The following is a 14607-nucleotide window of genomic DNA, read 5'->3' as shown; positions in this document are numbered from 1 at the left end:
GGAGCGAGGTTACGCGGGCTGCGGAGCCGGCTCGCAATACTCGATCAGCAACTCGGTGAGGACCCGTATCTTCCGTGCGGGATGCTGGCCCGGCGGGCGGATCACATATGCACCCGCCGGAGCAGGAGGATATCGTGTCATGACCGGCACAAGCGCGCCCGAGGTTACGTATTCATGGGTGAGCCTGTCGGGAAGATAGGCGATCCCAAGTCCTGCCAGCGCAGCGAAAACCAGAGCTGTGCCGTTGTCGGCCTTGAAGCGACCCTGCGGACGCACCGTGAGGATCTTGTCGCCATCCATGAGTTGCCACACTTCGGTGCCCTGCATGAGGGCTTCATGGGCGACGAGTTCCTCTGGCTATTCAGGCGACCCATGGGCCTTGATGTAGTCCGGGCTCGCGACAAGCTTCCCATAGACGGGTCCGACGCGTCTTGCGATCAGATCGGAGTCCTGAAGATAGCCAACTCTTATCGCGCAATCATATCCTTCTGCGATGAGATCGACGAACCGGTCGCTGTAGCAGGTTTGGATCTGAAGATGGGGATGGCGCCGGGCCATTTCCGCAAGGATGGGCGCGAAGTGGATCGGGCCGAAAGAAAGCGGCACTGCAACTCGCAAGCGGCCGCGCAAGTCTCCGGCGGGTAGAACTGCCTCCCTCGCTGCGTCGATCTCGGCGCTGACTCTGGCGGCATGGTCTCGGAAAGTGACGCCGGCTTCCGTGAGCGCAGCCCCGCGGGTCGTTCTTGCAAGCAGTTGGACGCCAAGCTCCGCTTCAAGCCGCAGCAGCCGACGACTGACGATCGATTTGGCGACGCCCAGCCGGGCCGCGGCGGACGAAATTCCTCCGGCATCAGCGATTTCGACGAACGTTCGTATTTCTTCAATATCCAATTCAGCGTTCCTCGCTCCGCGACACGGTGTACCTCGCCGCGACACTACCGTATCGCATCCGGGAACACCAATCTCGGCGTCGGCTACGTCGCTGCTGGCGTACGTCTTCGAAAAACCAGTGCCGCTCACAACGGCAGTAAAGGATGCAACGATGACTTTTCGTAACGGCCTTGCTTCGCTTCTTCGTCCCAAAGACTCCGTGCTCGTTCTGATTGACCACCAGCCTTACCAGCTCGCGAACGTGAACAGCCACGAACCGCAGATGGTGATCAACAACACCGCCGGTCTGGCCAAGGCCGCCAAAGCCTTCGGCGTCCCCACGATCCTCACCACCGTGATCGCTGAACGGGGTGGTCTCCTTTTCCCTCAGATCACGGACGTTTTCCCCGGCCAGGAAGTCATCGACCGGACGTTCATCAACACCTGGGAGGATCGAAAGGTGGTGGACGCAGTCAAGGCAACGGGCCGCAAGCAGCTCATCATTGCTGGCCTGTGGACCGAAATTTGCGTTGCGATGCCGGCGATTCAGGCTCGTGGCGAAGGCTGGGATGTAACGGTGATCACCGACGCATCTGGCGCCGTTTCGGTGGAGGCCCACCAGGTCGCAATCCAGCGCATGATCGCGGCGGGCGTGAATATGATGACCTGGCTGGCGCTCGCGGCCGAATGGCAGCGCGACTGGGCTCGGACCGATCAAGCTGCCGCGCTGACGAAGGTGATCATCCAACATGCCGGCGGTAGCGGCATCGCGTATCTGTGGGAGCAGCAGCTGCTCAACACGCCCGTACCCGGCAACGCGGGATGATCTGAGCGTGTGAGGGTTCAACTGCATCGCTCCGAAAAAGCGGTTGCATCTCGAAGCTCGTCACGTCCTCTCAACGAACACGCCATGGATTTGCCAGCGGCTTGCGCGGGCGCGCAGGCCGCTGGCGTAGTCCATCCGCCTGGCCTCTGGCGCTGGCGCATGGCTTCGCTGACCTTTCAAGGTCGCGATATCTTCTCGAACTTCTTGACCAGCCGCTCGCGCTTCAGCCGCGACAGCCGCTGGAGCCAGAACATGCCGTCGAGCTGATCGATCTCGTGCTGGTGGCACACCGCGCGCAGGCCGTCCGATTCCTCGTGTTGCATGTTGCCATCGAGATCCTGATAGCTGATCCGCACCCGCGCATGGCGCTGCACCTCGTCGTTGACCCCAGGCATCGACACACTGCCCTCGCGGTGCAGGATCATCTTGGGCGAGGCCCATGTGATCTCCGGATTGACGTAAGTGCGCGCGCCATCCTTGGCGTCGAGCTCCAGCACCACGACCCGCAAGGGCACGCCGATATGCGGCGCGGTGATGCCGATGCCGGGCGCGGCACGCATGGTCTCGAGCAGGTCGTTCGCGAGGTCGCGCAAGGACTCGTCGAAGGCGGTGACGGGGTGGGCCGGCAGCGCGAGCCGGCGGTCGGGATAGCGCACGATCGGGCGGATGGTCATGCAGGCTCCTATCACTCACTCACGGATCATTGAAGCATCCGAGGTTGACGACCTACCTACTGGAAGGTAGCTAGACGCCATGAGCACCGTTTCCTCGACCGCCGACGACATTCTTGCCTGCGCCCGCACGCTGATCATCGCGGGTGGCTATAACGGCTTCAGTTACGCCGACATCGCCGATGTCGTGGGCATCCGCAAGCCGAGCATCCATCACCATTTCGCCAGCAAGGTCGACCTGGTCCGCACCCTCGTGTCGCGCTATCGCGAGGAGGCCCAGGCGGGGTTGTCGGCGCTCGAACGCAATGTCGCTGATCCCGCCGACCAGCTCAGGAACTACGTGGGGTATTGGGAGGCGTGCATCAAGGATGCGACGGCTCCGTTCTGCGTGTGTGCGCTCCTGGCCAGCGAGCTTCCGATCCTGCCTGAGGAGGTGGCGCTCGAAGTCCGCGCGCACTTCCGTTTCCTGGCATCCTGGCTGGCATCGGTCATGGAGCGCGGCAAGCGGCAAGGACGGCTCCATCTCGCCAGCACGGCACGGGTCGAGGCGGAGGGATTCATGGCGACCGTTCACGGCGCGATGCTGTCGTCGCGCGCTTATGGCGATCCCAAGATGTTCGGAACCATCACCCGGCCGCTGCTGGACCGGCTTTCCACCAGGCACTGACGAGGTCGACACAGGCCATGCCGGTCAGGGCGGCACGACGTTTCCGCATCGTACGCGAACTACCAACTAGTAGGTAAGGAGAAGGCAAATGAAGAATCGTGAGATCGCTTTGGAGGCGGCCGACCAGGCGCAATGGCTGAAGCAATACTACTTCCTGCGTGCCGCGTTTTCCGTCGCCTGGGTCATTGCGGCCTTCGTGATCGCGCCAACGTCCGCGGTGATCGCAGCGGCGTTGCTCGTCGCCTATCCGGCCTGGGACGCTGCCGCCAACTATCTCGACGCGCTCTCCAGCGGCGGCTTGAATCAGAACCGCACGCAGGGCCTGAACGTGCTGGTCAGTCTGGCGACCACCATCGCGGTCATCCTGGCCTTGCAGGTGAGCATGAACTGGGTGCTCGGAATCTTCGGGGCTTGGGCGATCCTCTCCGGATTGCTCCAGCTCGGCACGGCCGTGCGCCGCTGGAAGCGTTTCGGCGCGCAATGGGCCATGGTGCTCAGCGGTGGCCAGTCGGCGCTGGCGGGCGGCTTCTTCATCTTCCAGGCCTCGATGCCTGCGGTGCCATCGATCGCGAACGTCGCGGGCTACGCTGCGGTCGGCGCGCTCTACTTCCTGGTCTCGGCGGTCTGGCTCACCGTCAGCACGTGGCGCCGCAGCGCGGCCATGTGAGGCGTTGCTCCAGACGCTTCAAGCGTCCGGATAGGGCGTCCAGTCCTTGTGCAGGAAGCGGCCGTCGGATGCCGGGCTCATCATGTCGATGTCGGAGCAGGTGATGAGGTCGGCTTGCGAGCGCGAGCCGACCTCGAGATAGACAGCCGTTGCATTCGACCTGTTGATCATGTGATGGCCGTTGCCGCTTGCCTTGGGGAAGGCCGCGCAATCGCCGGCGCGCAGCAGGGTTTCGCCGCCATCCTCGATCAGCGTCACCTCGCCTTCGAGGATGTAGACGAACTCGTCCTCGTGCGAATGCCAGTGCCGCTGGCTCGACCAGCCGCCCGGCGGCAGGCGCATCAGGTTGACGCCGAACTCCGACAAGCCCCCGGCATCGCCGAGCCGCTGCCGGATGCGCTCGGCACAGGGAGCATCGAATGGTGCGGGGTAGCCGGAGCCCTTGCGGGCCGGCACGACGGCAATGTCGATCTTTGGCATGGAGGGGTCTCCTGCAATTTCAGGCACTAATGATGGGGGCGGATGGTCATGATGTCATTGGCGTTGGAACTACGCCCACACCGGCGGCGACCCGATGGAATCCCGCAACGCGGCAGTCAGGATCGTCAGTTTGGCAGACGGCTGGGCCAGGGCACGCAACAGATAGACGCCGGCCTTCGCCTCATTCCACCGTTCGTCGTCGAGCGAAATTCGTGTCAGTGAACCGGCGCGTATGTCTGTCCCGACGACCCAGTCTGCCAGGAATGCGATGCCGATGCCGGCGAGTGCCGCGAGCCGCATCGCTTCGAAGTCGTCGCATCGAAAAACGGCTTGCGGCCCGGGCGCTGCGCCCGCGGGGTGACCAAGCACGTCCGTCCAGCCCAGCAGGTCGGCGCCGTGCAATTTGTCAATCAGCCGATGGCCGGTGAGGTCTTTCGTTTCGGTCGGTATGCCGTGACGATCGAGATAGGCAGGAGCGGCGACCAGCATTCTGTTCTGCGATGCCAGCTTGGTCGCGATGAGGGTGCTGTCGGCAAGTTCGCCGATCCGGATCACGGCATCGAGCCGCTCCAGCACGGGATCAGCAAGCCTTTCGGTGAGATCGAGTTCGACCGTGAGGCCGGGATGATTCCGCATGACCGTTTCCAGGGTGGGGACCACGTAGCGCTTGCCAAAGGTCGGAAAGCAGGCAAGGCGAAGAACGCCGGCGACCGCACCATTGAAAGCGGCGATCTCTGCGTGCGTGTCGGCCAGGTCGTCGAGCAATCGCTGCGCGCGTTCAAACAGTCGTTCTCCGGCATCGGTCACCGCGAGCGCGCGGGTCGAGCGCACCAGCAGCGGCACCCCGACACTGTGCTCCAGCGCGTCGATCTGCCGGACGACGGCCGAGGGCGTCACACCGCGATGACGTGCGGCGCTGGAGAAGCTCCCGCCACGAACCACGTCAACATAGATAGCCAGATGTTCCGCAAAGCGCGGGTCTTTCATCTTTGCACCTTTCGCAAAAGGGTTTCGAGCTCAGCGTTCATTATCATCATCCCTCAAAGGCCGTATCTCCTCTCTCGAAAGGCGGGCCTTGCGGGCTAAGCCCTTGAATGAAAGGAGATTATCATGAAGGTTCTCGATCGCATCCTGTCGCAATCGGCCTATACCGCGGTCATTGATGTGCCGCTCGACCGGGTGGACATCGCCGAATGGCTGTTCACGCTCTCCGAAGCCGAATATCTGCGCTGCTGCCCGCCTGATCACATCGCGGCCGGCGTCAGCACCACAGACGACGGGCGCCGCATGATGATCAACGTCGAGCAGATCGGCACCGGGCTGGTCATCCAACACTATGTGGCGGAAGTGGCCAGCAAGACCTACTGCCGCATGAATTCAATCTCGGACGTGTTTACGACAAATGGCCGGACCCAGGTCAACGTGATCTGGGAGCTGAAGGCCGAAACCATCGATGACGGGCGCACCCGCTATACGAACAGCGTCACGGCACATCCGACCGATGTCTTCATGGCATTCCTGGACAAGCACGGCATTGCCTTCGAAGACGCCGCCAACGCACGCCAAGCGGCCGGAAGCGACCACAATCGCCGCGAGACGCCGTTGTTCGCCGCCAGCATCGCGCGGCGCGCCAAGGCCCATGCGCAGGAGCAGGCAAAATGAGAGGCGTCGTCTATGACGGCTTCGGTCCGGCGGAGGTTCTCCGCCTGGCCGAAGTGCCGAGGCCGGAGATTCGTCCCCACGACCTGCTGGTGCGTGTGAAGGCGGCAGGCGTCAACCGCGCGGATATTCTCCAGCGAAACGGCGCCTACGGCAATCAGAGCTTTGGCGAGAGCGCCCTGCTTGGCCTCGAGCTGGCCGGTGAAGTCGTTGGCGTCGGCAGCGAAGTCGACGAAGCCTCAATCGGGCAGCGTGTGATGGCGATCGTCGGCGGGGGGGCGTATGCCGAATTCGCCCGGGTCGACCGTCGCATGGCGATCAGCATCCCAGGCAATGTCTCGTTCGTCGAGGGTGCGGCAATCATGGAATCATTTGTGACGGCCGTCGAAGCGGTCTCACATGTTGCAGGCGTCGGGCAAGGTCAAACCGTTCTAGTTCACGGCGGCGCGGGCGGAGTGGGCTCCGCCTGCGTGCAGGTCGCCCATGCGCTGGGCGCCACCGTCTACGCAACGGCGAGCGCTTCGCGGTTGGCGGATGTCGGCAGCATCGGCGCCGCCGCTGTGATCGACTATCGTGCCGATGATTTCGAAAGCGTCGTCGCAAGGCTTACCGATCGTCGCGGCGCGGACGCCGTGATCGATTTCGTCGGCGGCGATTACCTGCCGCGCAACCTTCGCAGCCTTCGGCCTGGCGGGACCCTGGTTCAAGTCGGCATTTTGAGCGGCCAGCACGCGCCCTCGATTCCGCTCAACCTGCTGCTACACAACCACTTGCGATTGGTGGGCACCGTCATGAAATCGCGAGGCGTGGACGAGAAGCGGGCGATGGTCCGTCGTTTCTCCGAAGGGTTTTTGCCGCTGTTTGAGTCGGGCGGGCTGAAACCGTTGGTCGACGAGGTGTTTCCGCTGGCACGCGCCGCCGATGCCCATCGCAGCGTGGAGCGCGGCGGAGGATTTGGAAAGGTTATCTTGGCGGTGGATTGAGCGCGGGCAGGGGTATCGTGCTTGTGCGCGAACCGACCGTCTGAATTCGCGCTGATCATGTCGGGTCGGAGCATGTCGTGAGATAGCCGGGCGAGCGCGAGCCGACCTCGATCGATCACCGAGGACGACGTCAAGGCCTTGTTCGAGGCTTGACCGAGCGCGGCGCTGCGGTGAGCCCAGGCTGGCGTTGGCCTCTGGGCTGCGATGCTGTCGATTGGGGGATGATGACATTGTGCCGGTGTTTTGCCCGACAGGTCAACTCGCCGTCCAGCATCGCAAATGACGGACCTCGTAAGTCATTGATTCCACAATGGCCGGCTACTGTGCATGGGGTTGTTTTTCGACTTTCTTGTTGGCAGGTCACAAGAGCGTGCAGCAAAAATGACGTGAGCGTTGTCGGTCCGCGCCGTTCCCCTTCGTCTTCCACCCGGACAGACCTGACGGGAGACCGAAATGACCTCTTCCAACTATCGCTGGGTGATCGTCGCCGCCGGCGGATTGCTCGGCTGCGTCGCGATCGGCGGCATGTTTTCGCTGCCGGTGTTCCTGCAGCCGATCGCAAAGGACACCGGTTGGTCGGTGACGGGCATCTCCAGCGCGATGACGATCGGCTTTCTGGCGATGGCTTTCACCAGCATGGCCTGGGGCACGGCGACGGACAGGTTCGGGCCGCTGCCGGTGGTGCTGACGGGATCGATCGTGCTGGCGCTCAGCCTGTTCGCGGCGAGCCACGCGACCTCGCTCCTCGTGTTCCAGGTCGTATTCGGCCTCCTGGTCGGCGCCTCCTGTGCGGCGATCTTCGCGCCGATGATGGCGACCGTCACCGGCTGGTTCGACACAAATCGCAGCCTCGCGGTGTCGCTGGTTTCCGCCGGCATGGGCATGGCGCCGATGACTATGTCGCCGCTGGCGGCCTGGCTCGTCTCCGGCCACGACTGGCGCACCTCGATGCAGATCGTCGCGCTGGTGGTCGGCGCCATCATGATTCCGGTCTCGTTCCTGGTGCGCCGTCCGCCGGCGCTGGTGCATGCCGCGGCCGCATCGGGGGGCGAGGGCGCTGCGCAAGGCGAGATGTCGATGGGCGAAGCGTTGCGCTCGCCGCAATTCCTCATTCTGCTCGCCACCAACTTCTTCTGCTGCGCGACGCATTCGGGCCCCATCATCCACACTGTCAGCTATGCCGTGAGCTGCGGCATCCCGCTGGTCGCGGCGGTGACGATCTACAGCATCGAGGGGTTTGCCGGCCTCGGCGGACGCATCGCCTTCGGCCTGATGGGCGACCGCTTCGGCGCCAAGCGCGTGCTGGTCTCGGGCCTGCTGCTGCAGGCGTTCGGCGCGCTCGCCTACGTCTTCGCGCACCAGCTCACGACGTTCTATGCGGTCGGCGCCATCTTCGGCTTCATCTATGCCGGCACCATGCCGCTCTACGCCGTGCTCATCCGCGAGAACTTCCCGCTCAAGATGATGGGCACGGTGATCGGCGGCACCGCGATGGCCGGCAGCCTCGGTATGGCGACCGGCCCGCTCGCCGGAGGCCTGATCTATGACGCCTTCTCCAGCTATGCCTGGCTCTATATCGCCTCCTGGGCGATGGGCCTGGGTGCCTTCCTGATGGCGATGACGTTCCGCCCCTTCGCAAAGCCGCAAGGGGAGGTGGCGCCGGCGGCGGCGTGAGCTCCGGATCGAGGCGCGGCGTCAGAGCTGCGCCTCGATCGCGGCCTTGTCGATCACCGACCAGACTTGCCGGATCTTTCGGCCTTGAAATTCGTAGAACACGTTCTCGCAGAAGGACACGCGCTTTCCATTGACCGCAAGACCCAGGAATGTCCCGGCTGGCGTGCAATCAAACTTCAGCCGGGCCGCGAGGCGGGGAGGATCGGAGATCAGCATCTCGATGCGGAACTGCAGATCCGGGATCTCACGAACGTCCCGTTCCAGCATCGCGCGATAACCGGCCAGCCCAAGGGGCCGCGCGTTGTGGACGACCTCCTCATGCACGGATTGTCCGAGGGCCGGCCAGTCCCGCCGATTGAGACAGCCGATGTAATCGCGATAGATGGCGGCAAGCTCGTCCCTGGTCATGGCAGGTTCCTTCGGCTCAACTGCGCCGCTGTAAGTGCTCGATCAGCGCGCGCAGTTTCGGCGCGACGTTGCGGCGGCTCGGGTAGTAGAGATAGAAGCCGGCGAAGAACGGGCAATAGTCTTCCAGGATCGGCACGAGCTCGCCGCGCTCGATCGCGGGACGGAAGCTCGCCTCCATTCCAAAGGTGATGCCGGCGCCGGCGACGGCGAGCTTGATCATCAGTGCCATGTCGTTGGTCGTGATGTCAGGAGCGACCGCAACGCTGAACTCCCTGCCGTCTTCCGCAAACTCCCAGCGATAGGGAGCGACGGTCGGCGCAGGCCGCCAGCCGATGCAGCGAAACGATGCAAGCTCGGACGGGTGCGCCGGCACGCCGAAACGGTCGCGAAAGGAAGGAGCGCAGACCGCAAGCTGGCGCTCCTCGCCGGCGATCGGCACCGCGATCATGTCCTGCTCGATGACCTCACCGAGCCGGACTCCCGCGTCGAAGCCCGCGGCGACGATGTCGAATTCCGCGTCAGTCACGGTGACGTCGAGCTGTACCTCCGGATTGGCTTCGGCGAAGGCCGCAAGAAACGGCCCCGAGAGAAAATGCTCGGCGATCGAGGAGACCGCAAGGCGCAGCAATCCGCGCGGCCGCCCTCGCAGCGCTTCAGTGTTGCCGAGCGCGGCGCGCATGTCGGCGATGGCGGGGGCGACCTCCGCGTGCAGCCGCTCACCGGCCTCGGTGAGGCCGACGCTGCGCGTGGTACGCTGGACCAGTGCGATTCCGAGATTTTCCTCCAGCCGCTGGATGGTCTGGCTCACGGCCGAGCGGGTCACGCCGAGCCGGTCGGCGGCGGCACGAAAACTCCGCTCCTCGGCGACCAGCGCAAAGACGGCGAGAGCGTTGAGATCGGGTTCCATTGGTTAGATATGCTTGCCGTGCTGGTAAGGGATCGTCGTCTTATCACGACAGCGGCCCAGGTCCATCTTCCACGCCATCAATCCGAACGCGAGGAAGGACCTCATGCCAATCGACAAAGTCATTCTCATCACCGGCGCCTCAAGCGGCATCGGCGCGGGCATCGCGCGCGAATTGGCGAGAGGCGGCGCAAAGCTCCTGCTGGGGGCGCGTCGCATCGATCGTCTCAAGGATCTCGCGGCCGAGCTGAAGGCGGCGGGCGGGACGGCGCTCGCGCATCCGCTCGACGTGACCGATCGCGCGAGCGTTGCAGCCCTTGCAGACGCCGCGCGCGGGGTGTGGGGCCGCGTCGACGTGATCGTCAACAATGCCGGCGTGATGCCGCTGTCGCTGATGGCCTCTCTCAAGGTCGAGGAATGGGACAGGATGGTCGACGTCAACATCAAGGGCGTGCTCTACGGCATCGCGGCCGTGCTGCCGGAAATGGTCGCGCGCGGCTCCGGCCATGTGATCAACATCGCTTCGATCGGGGCACTGAGCGTATCGCCGACCGCGGCGGTCTACTGCGCGACCAAACATGCAGTGCGGGCGATCTCGGACGGCCTGCGCCAGGAGCACGACAACATCCGCGTCACCTGCATCCATCCCGGCGTGGTGGAGAGCGAACTCGCGGGCACCATCACCGATCCCGCAGCGGCCGAAGCGATGAAGACCTATCGCGCCATCGCGCTTCAGCCGGATGCGATCGCACGCGCGGTGCGCTTTGCGATCGAGCAGCCCGATGACGTCGACGTCAACGAGATCGTCGTGCGCCCGACGCGGACGACGTGATTCCCTCCCGCGGCATCACAGCCGCTTTTCGAAGAACAGGTCTGGATAGGGATCGTCGTTGAAGCGGGGGATCTCGCGCCAACCCGTGCTGCGATAGAGCTGACCGGCTTCGGGCAGCGCACTGTTGGTGTCGAGCCGCAGCAGCGCGATGCCGAGTTCCCGCGCCGCGTTCTCGGCCCCATCCATCAGGTGGCGGCCGAGCCGCAATCCGCGCGCGGCAGGCGCCACCCACAGCCGCTTGATCTCGGCATAGCCGTGATCGGTTCCCTTCAAGCCCACGCAGCCGATCGGCAGCCTGTCCGACATCGCGACGATGAAGGTGCCGCGCGGACGGCGCATGTCCTTGGCGTCAGGGTCGCGCGACAGCGAGACGTCGAAGCCTTGGCGGAAGCGGCGGCCGAGCTCGGCATAGTATTCGCCGAGGCAGTAGCGCGCTTCCTCGCATCGCGGGTCCATCTCGTCCAGAGTGACGCGCTCGCGCGTCAGTGCGGACGCGATCAGGTCCATCGCCGCCAGCAGCGCCTCGCGCTGCGAATGTTGTGCGAGGAAGCCTTCGGCCTGCGCGTTCGACAGCGCCTCGTAGGCCGCGAACTCGCGACGGCCCGCCCGCGTGAGCTTTGCCGTGCGCCGGCGCGCATCGTCTTCGCGCGCGGTGGTCTCGATCAGCCCCTCGTCCTCGAGGCTGCGGAGCAGCCGACTCATCAACCCGGAATCGAGACCGAGATAGTCGCGGATTTCCGCAACGTCCGAGCGCCCGTGCCCGATCGCATTGAGCACGCGCGCCGCGCCGAGCGGCCGGCTGCGCCCGAGGAAGGAATTGTCGAGCGCACCGACGGCGGACGTGACGGCACGGTTGAAGCGGCGGACGCGGGAGACGGCATCGAGCATAATGTCTGACTTTAGTCAGATATCGTGGCCTGTCAATCGCGAGAGCCGATCGAGCTTCCGGTAGCGCGCCTCTTTGTGAGTTGTTCCCGTGCCGCGAGCCGCTACCATGCGCCCGCGCGGGGAATTCGGGTCTACAACAGGTGGAGGCGACATTGAGCGAGCGGGAACGCAAGGTGAAAGGATCGGACCTGTTTGTAGCGGCGCTCGAAAACGAAGGTGTCGATCGCATCTTCGGCATTCCCGGCGAAGAGAATCTCGATCTGGTCGAATCGCTGCGTGCCTCCAGGATCGAGCTGATCCTGACCCGCCACGAGCAGGCCGCCGCCTTCATGGCCGCCACGCACGGGCGGCTGACCGGAAAGCCCGGCGTTTGTCTGTCGACGCTCGGCCCCGGTGCTCTCAACCTGTCTACCGGTGCCGCCTATGCGCATCTCGGTGCGATGCCGATGATCCTGATCACCGGCCAGAAGCCGATCATGAGCAGCCGGCAGGCGCGTTTCCAGATCGTGGACGTGGTCGCGACCATGAAGCCGCTGACGAAGCTGTCACGACAGATCGTCAGTGCCTCCAGCATTCCGACCGTGGTGCGCGATGCGTTCCGCGCGGCGATGGAGGAGCGTCCTGGACCGGTGCACCTCGAATTGCCCGAGGATATCGCGGGTGACGAGGTGCCTGATGTCCCCGTAGTCCCCGTCCATCCGATTGAGATTCCCGTCGCCCATCGCGCCGCGCTCGACCGCGCCGCAGAGATGATCATGGCCGCACGGCGTCCGCTGGTGATGATGGGAGCTGCGACCAGCCGGCCGCGGTCGACACATGGCATCGCGAGTTTCGTGCGTCGCACCGGCATTCCGTTCTTCACGACGCAGATGGGCAAGGGGACCGTGCCCGGCGGCACCAACCTCTACATGGGCACCGCCGCGCTCTCGGAACGCGACTACGTGCATGATGCCATCGACGCCGCCGACCTGATCGTCGCGATCGGTCACGATCCGGTCGAGAAGCCGCCCTTCATCATGGGCCCGTCCGGGCCGAAGGTGATTCACGTCAGCTACACGTCGGCCAGCGTCGAGCAGGTCTATTTTCCGGACGCCGAGGTGGTCGGCGATGTTGGCCCGAGCCTGGAGCTGCTGGCGGATCGGCTCGAAGGCAAGCTGCCGCAGGCCGCGGCGCTGCTCCCGCTACGCGAAGAGATCCTGGGGCATATCGCCGATCGCGCCACCGAGGCGCGCTGGCCGCCGACGCCGCAGCGCATCGTGCACGACATCCGCCAGGTGATCCCGGAGAACGGCATCGTCGCGCTCGACAATGGCATGTACAAGATCTGGTTCGCGCGCAACTACCGCACCCGCGTCGCCAACACGCTTCTGCTCGACAATGCGCTGGCGACCATGGGTGCCGGCCTGCCGTCGGCGATGATGGCCGCGATGCTCTATCCGGACCGCCGCGTGCTCGCGGTCGCCGGCGACGGCGGCTTCATGATGAACAGCCAGGAAATGGAGACCGCGGTCCGTCTCAAGCTCAATCTCGTCGTGCTGGTGCTGGAGGACAACGCCTACGGCATGATCCGCTGGAAACAGGCCGTCGATCAATTCGCCGATTACGGCATGACCTTTGGCAATCCCGACTTCGTCCTCTACGCGAGGGCTTATGGGGCGAAAGGGCATCGGATCGAGAGCATCGACGGCTTTGGCCCGACGCTGGAGGCGGCATTCAAGGAGGGCGGCGTGCACCTCGTGTCGATCCCGATCGACTATTCGGAGAATGTGCGGGTACTGGTCGACGAGCTGCGGGCGCATGAAACGGCGAAGGCGTGATTGATGTTCGTGGCTCTCACCTCGTCATTGCGAGCGCAGCGAAGCAATCCAGACTGCGTCCGCGGAAAGATCCTGGATTGCTTCGCTGCGCTCGCAATGACGGAGGTCTGGGCGGGTACGTCCAGCCTGCATGAGGGGCGCACTTGTCTCGCGCGCCCCGATCGCCCACACTCGCAATCACCAAATCAACCACAGGAATAGAGAATGACCCGCGTTCGTTGTGTCACCGAGATGGGCATGGGCGTCGACGTTCACGGCAGGGACGCCACCAAGGCGGCCAAGCGTGCCGTGTCGGATGCCATCAGGCATTCCAGCCTCGGCTTCTTCCGGATGATCGGCAAGACCGCAAACGACATGTTCGTCGATGTCACCATCGGCGTGCCCAATCCGGAAAGCGTGGACAAGGAAGCCGTCGCCAGGGAGCTGCCTTACGGCACGGTGACCGTCAACGCGGTCAAGGGCGGGCTGGAGATTCCCTCGGCTACGGAAGTGGCCAACGACCCCATTCTCATCGCCAACGCCGCCGTCATCGTCAGTTTCGACAAGGACTAGGCCGATGTCCGACAGCGATGAGGCGCTGCTGGATCGTCCGATCTGGAGCGCGCTGACAACCAGCCAGAAGCACCTGGCCGAGGGTGGTCCGCGGGCGCTGCGTTACCCCGTGGACATGACGCCCTTTGCCGACATGGTCGACATGTCCGCCGCAAGCTTTGCAGCGCTGGGAGATTTGCTGTCCGGCACTCAGGTCGCCGCGCTGTTCACGCCGGAGCCGGTCGAAGTTCCCGGCGGCTTCAAGGTGGTGCTCACCGATACGGGCGAGCAGATGATCGGCTCGCCGGCCGACAGCTCGCTTCGCGATGCCGAGATCGTCACATTGGGTGCTGCCGACGTTCCCGCGATGATGGCGCTGACCGAACTGACGAAGCCCGGTCCATTCTCGCTGCGTACCCATGAGCTCGGCACGTTCCTCGGCATTCGCTCCGGCGGCGAACTGGTTGCGATGACGGGGGAGCGGATGAAGCCGGGCAAGTTCGTCGAGATGACGGCCGTCTGCGTGCATCCCGATTATCGCGGGCGCGGCTATGCGCAGGCGCTGTTAGCTGCGGTCGCGCGGCGGATCGAGGCGCGCGGCGAGATTCCGTTCCTGCACGTGTTTTCCAACAATACGTCCGCGATTGCCCTGTACCAACGGCAGGGCATGCGGATTCGGCGTCGCCTGCACGTCACAGTGCTGATGAAACAGGGATGAGCTGCGCGGTGG

Annotated in this window: 16 protein-coding genes and 1 pseudogene; 10 read left to right on the top strand and 7 right to left on the bottom strand. The window is 64.4% G+C overall.

The window, feature by feature from the left end; genetic code table 11:
• Window positions 1-9: 9 nt before the first annotated feature.
• Window positions 10-891, bottom strand: a pseudogene (locus tag AC1RQP_RS05370) (LysR family transcriptional regulator).
• Window positions 892-1042: 151 nt separating this feature from the next.
• Here AC1RQP_RS05370 and AC1RQP_RS05365 point away from each other — a divergent pair.
• Window positions 1043-1696, top strand: coding sequence for a hydrolase (locus AC1RQP_RS05365; RefSeq protein WP_492936153.1), 654 nt, complete (start codon window positions 1043-1045; stop codon window positions 1694-1696).
• 176 nt (window positions 1697-1872) lie between these two features.
• Here AC1RQP_RS05365 and AC1RQP_RS05360 read toward each other — a convergent pair whose 3' ends face one another.
• The gene (locus AC1RQP_RS05360; protein WP_492936152.1) at window positions 1873-2370 is read right to left on the bottom strand and encodes a peptide deformylase; all 498 of its coding nucleotides are present in this window, start codon (window positions 2368-2370) and stop codon (window positions 1873-1875) included.
• A 79-nt stretch (window positions 2371-2449) separates the two neighbouring features.
• Between AC1RQP_RS05360 and AC1RQP_RS05355 the strand changes: the two genes are divergently transcribed.
• Complete coding sequence (locus AC1RQP_RS05355; protein WP_492936151.1) at window positions 2450-3034, top strand: TetR/AcrR family transcriptional regulator; 585 nt, start codon at window positions 2450-2452, stop codon at window positions 3032-3034.
• 88 nt (window positions 3035-3122) lie between these two features.
• Window positions 3123-3701, top strand: a complete 579-nt coding sequence (locus AC1RQP_RS05350; protein ID WP_492936150.1) for a DUF308 domain-containing protein — start codon at window positions 3123-3125, stop codon at window positions 3699-3701.
• Between the two features lie 18 nt (window positions 3702-3719).
• Here the strand turns inward: AC1RQP_RS05350 and AC1RQP_RS05345 are convergent, their stop codons facing one another.
• Window positions 3720-4181, bottom strand: coding sequence for a cupin domain-containing protein (locus tag AC1RQP_RS05345; RefSeq protein WP_492936149.1), 462 nt, complete (start codon window positions 4179-4181; stop codon window positions 3720-3722).
• A 69-nt stretch (window positions 4182-4250) separates the two neighbouring features.
• Complete coding sequence (locus tag AC1RQP_RS05340; RefSeq protein WP_492936148.1) at window positions 4251-5168, bottom strand: LysR family transcriptional regulator; 918 nt, start codon at window positions 5166-5168, stop codon at window positions 4251-4253.
• 123 nt (window positions 5169-5291) lie between these two features.
• Between AC1RQP_RS05340 and AC1RQP_RS05335 the strand changes: the two genes are divergently transcribed.
• The 3 genes from AC1RQP_RS05335 to AC1RQP_RS05325 all read left to right on the top strand — a co-directional run bounded on the left by AC1RQP_RS05335 (window position 5292) and on the right by AC1RQP_RS05325 (window position 8497).
• The gene (locus AC1RQP_RS05335) at window positions 5292-5843 is read left to right on the top strand and encodes a hypothetical protein (RefSeq protein WP_492936147.1); all 552 of its coding nucleotides are present in this window, start codon (window positions 5292-5294) and stop codon (window positions 5841-5843) included.
• A complete protein-coding gene (locus tag AC1RQP_RS05330; protein ID WP_492936146.1) occupies window positions 5840-6823 on the top strand; it encodes an NAD(P)H-quinone oxidoreductase in 984 nt (327 codons plus the stop codon). Before AC1RQP_RS05335 ends, AC1RQP_RS05330 begins: the two co-directional genes overlap by 4 nt.
• A 453-nt stretch (window positions 6824-7276) precedes the next feature.
• Entirely contained in the window at window positions 7277-8497 is a 1221-nt protein-coding gene (locus AC1RQP_RS05325) for an MFS transporter (RefSeq protein ID WP_239623189.1), read from the top strand.
• Between the two features lie 21 nt (window positions 8498-8518).
• Here AC1RQP_RS05325 and AC1RQP_RS05320 read toward each other — a convergent pair whose 3' ends face one another.
• Together AC1RQP_RS05320 and AC1RQP_RS05315 are read right to left on the bottom strand one after the other, a co-directional pair.
• Window positions 8519-8905, bottom strand: coding sequence for an ester cyclase (locus AC1RQP_RS05320; protein ID WP_492936145.1), 387 nt, complete (start codon window positions 8903-8905; stop codon window positions 8519-8521).
• Window positions 8906-8921: 16 nt separating this feature from the next.
• A complete protein-coding gene (locus AC1RQP_RS05315) occupies window positions 8922-9812 on the bottom strand; it encodes a LysR family transcriptional regulator (protein ID WP_239623191.1) in 891 nt (296 codons plus the stop codon).
• Between the two features lie 103 nt (window positions 9813-9915).
• On the opposite strand from AC1RQP_RS05315, the gene AC1RQP_RS05310 reads away from it, so the two are divergent.
• Window positions 9916-10641 carry an SDR family oxidoreductase gene (locus AC1RQP_RS05310; protein WP_492936144.1) on the top strand — a complete coding sequence of 242 codons (726 nt, stop codon included), beginning with the start codon at window positions 9916-9918 and terminating at the stop codon, window positions 10639-10641.
• 15 nt (window positions 10642-10656) lie between these two features.
• Here the strand turns inward: AC1RQP_RS05310 and AC1RQP_RS05305 are convergent, their stop codons facing one another.
• Window positions 10657-11529, bottom strand: coding sequence for a GNAT family N-acetyltransferase (locus tag AC1RQP_RS05305; RefSeq protein ID WP_492936143.1), 873 nt, complete (start codon window positions 11527-11529; stop codon window positions 10657-10659).
• Window positions 11530-11681: 152 nt separating this feature from the next.
• On the opposite strand from AC1RQP_RS05305, the gene AC1RQP_RS05300 reads away from it, so the two are divergent.
• The 3 genes from AC1RQP_RS05300 (at window position 11682) to AC1RQP_RS05290 (ending at window position 14595) form a co-directional block, all read left to right on the top strand.
• Window positions 11682-13346, top strand: a complete 1665-nt coding sequence (locus tag AC1RQP_RS05300) for an acetolactate synthase large subunit (protein ID WP_492936142.1) — start codon at window positions 11682-11684, stop codon at window positions 13344-13346.
• 204 nt (window positions 13347-13550) lie between these two features.
• Window positions 13551-13898 carry a Lin0512 family protein gene (locus AC1RQP_RS05295; protein ID WP_492936141.1) on the top strand — a complete coding sequence of 116 codons (348 nt, stop codon included), beginning with the start codon at window positions 13551-13553 and terminating at the stop codon, window positions 13896-13898.
• A 4-nt stretch (window positions 13899-13902) separates the two neighbouring features.
• Complete coding sequence (locus tag AC1RQP_RS05290) at window positions 13903-14595, top strand: GNAT family N-acetyltransferase (protein WP_492936140.1); 693 nt, start codon at window positions 13903-13905, stop codon at window positions 14593-14595.
• The last annotated feature ends 12 nt before the right edge of the window (window positions 14596-14607 follow it).

This window comes from Bradyrhizobium sp. GW821-FHT13H06 (assembly GCF_058803975.1).
This window is presented reverse-complemented; position numbering and strand designations above follow the sequence as displayed.

Bases quoted from the DNA above. Each gene is read 5' to 3' on its own strand.
- AC1RQP_RS05290 (WP_492936140.1), top strand. From the start codon at position 13,903: ATGTCCGACAGCGATGAGGCGCTGCTGGATCGTCCGATCTGGAGCGCG.
- AC1RQP_RS05365 (WP_492936153.1), top strand. From the start codon at position 1,043: ATGACTTTTCGTAACGGCCTTGCTTCGCTTCTTCGTCCCAAAGACTCC.
- AC1RQP_RS05305 (WP_492936143.1), bottom strand. From the start codon at position 11,529: ATGCTCGATGCCGTCTCCCGCGTCCGCCGCTTCAACCGTGCCGTCACG.
- AC1RQP_RS05325 (WP_239623189.1), top strand. From the start codon at position 7,277: ATGACCTCTTCCAACTATCGCTGGGTGATCGTCGCCGCCGGCGGATTG.
- AC1RQP_RS05310 (WP_492936144.1), top strand. From the start codon at position 9,916: ATGCCAATCGACAAAGTCATTCTCATCACCGGCGCCTCAAGCGGCATC.
- AC1RQP_RS05345 (WP_492936149.1), bottom strand. From the start codon at position 4,181: ATGCCAAAGATCGACATTGCCGTCGTGCCGGCCCGCAAGGGCTCCGGC.
- AC1RQP_RS05330 (WP_492936146.1), top strand. From the start codon at position 5,840: ATGAGAGGCGTCGTCTATGACGGCTTCGGTCCGGCGGAGGTTCTCCGC.
- AC1RQP_RS05295 (WP_492936141.1), top strand. From the start codon at position 13,551: ATGACCCGCGTTCGTTGTGTCACCGAGATGGGCATGGGCGTCGACGTT.
- AC1RQP_RS05315 (WP_239623191.1), bottom strand. From the start codon at position 9,812: ATGGAACCCGATCTCAACGCTCTCGCCGTCTTTGCGCTGGTCGCCGAG.
- AC1RQP_RS05340 (WP_492936148.1), bottom strand. From the start codon at position 5,168: ATGAAAGACCCGCGCTTTGCGGAACATCTGGCTATCTATGTTGACGTG.
- AC1RQP_RS05350 (WP_492936150.1), top strand. From the start codon at position 3,123: ATGAAGAATCGTGAGATCGCTTTGGAGGCGGCCGACCAGGCGCAATGG.
- AC1RQP_RS05320 (WP_492936145.1), bottom strand. From the start codon at position 8,905: ATGACCAGGGACGAGCTTGCCGCCATCTATCGCGATTACATCGGCTGT.
- AC1RQP_RS05360 (WP_492936152.1), bottom strand. From the start codon at position 2,370: ATGACCATCCGCCCGATCGTGCGCTATCCCGACCGCCGGCTCGCGCTG.
- AC1RQP_RS05335 (WP_492936147.1), top strand. From the start codon at position 5,292: ATGAAGGTTCTCGATCGCATCCTGTCGCAATCGGCCTATACCGCGGTC.
- AC1RQP_RS05355 (WP_492936151.1), top strand. From the start codon at position 2,450: ATGAGCACCGTTTCCTCGACCGCCGACGACATTCTTGCCTGCGCCCGC.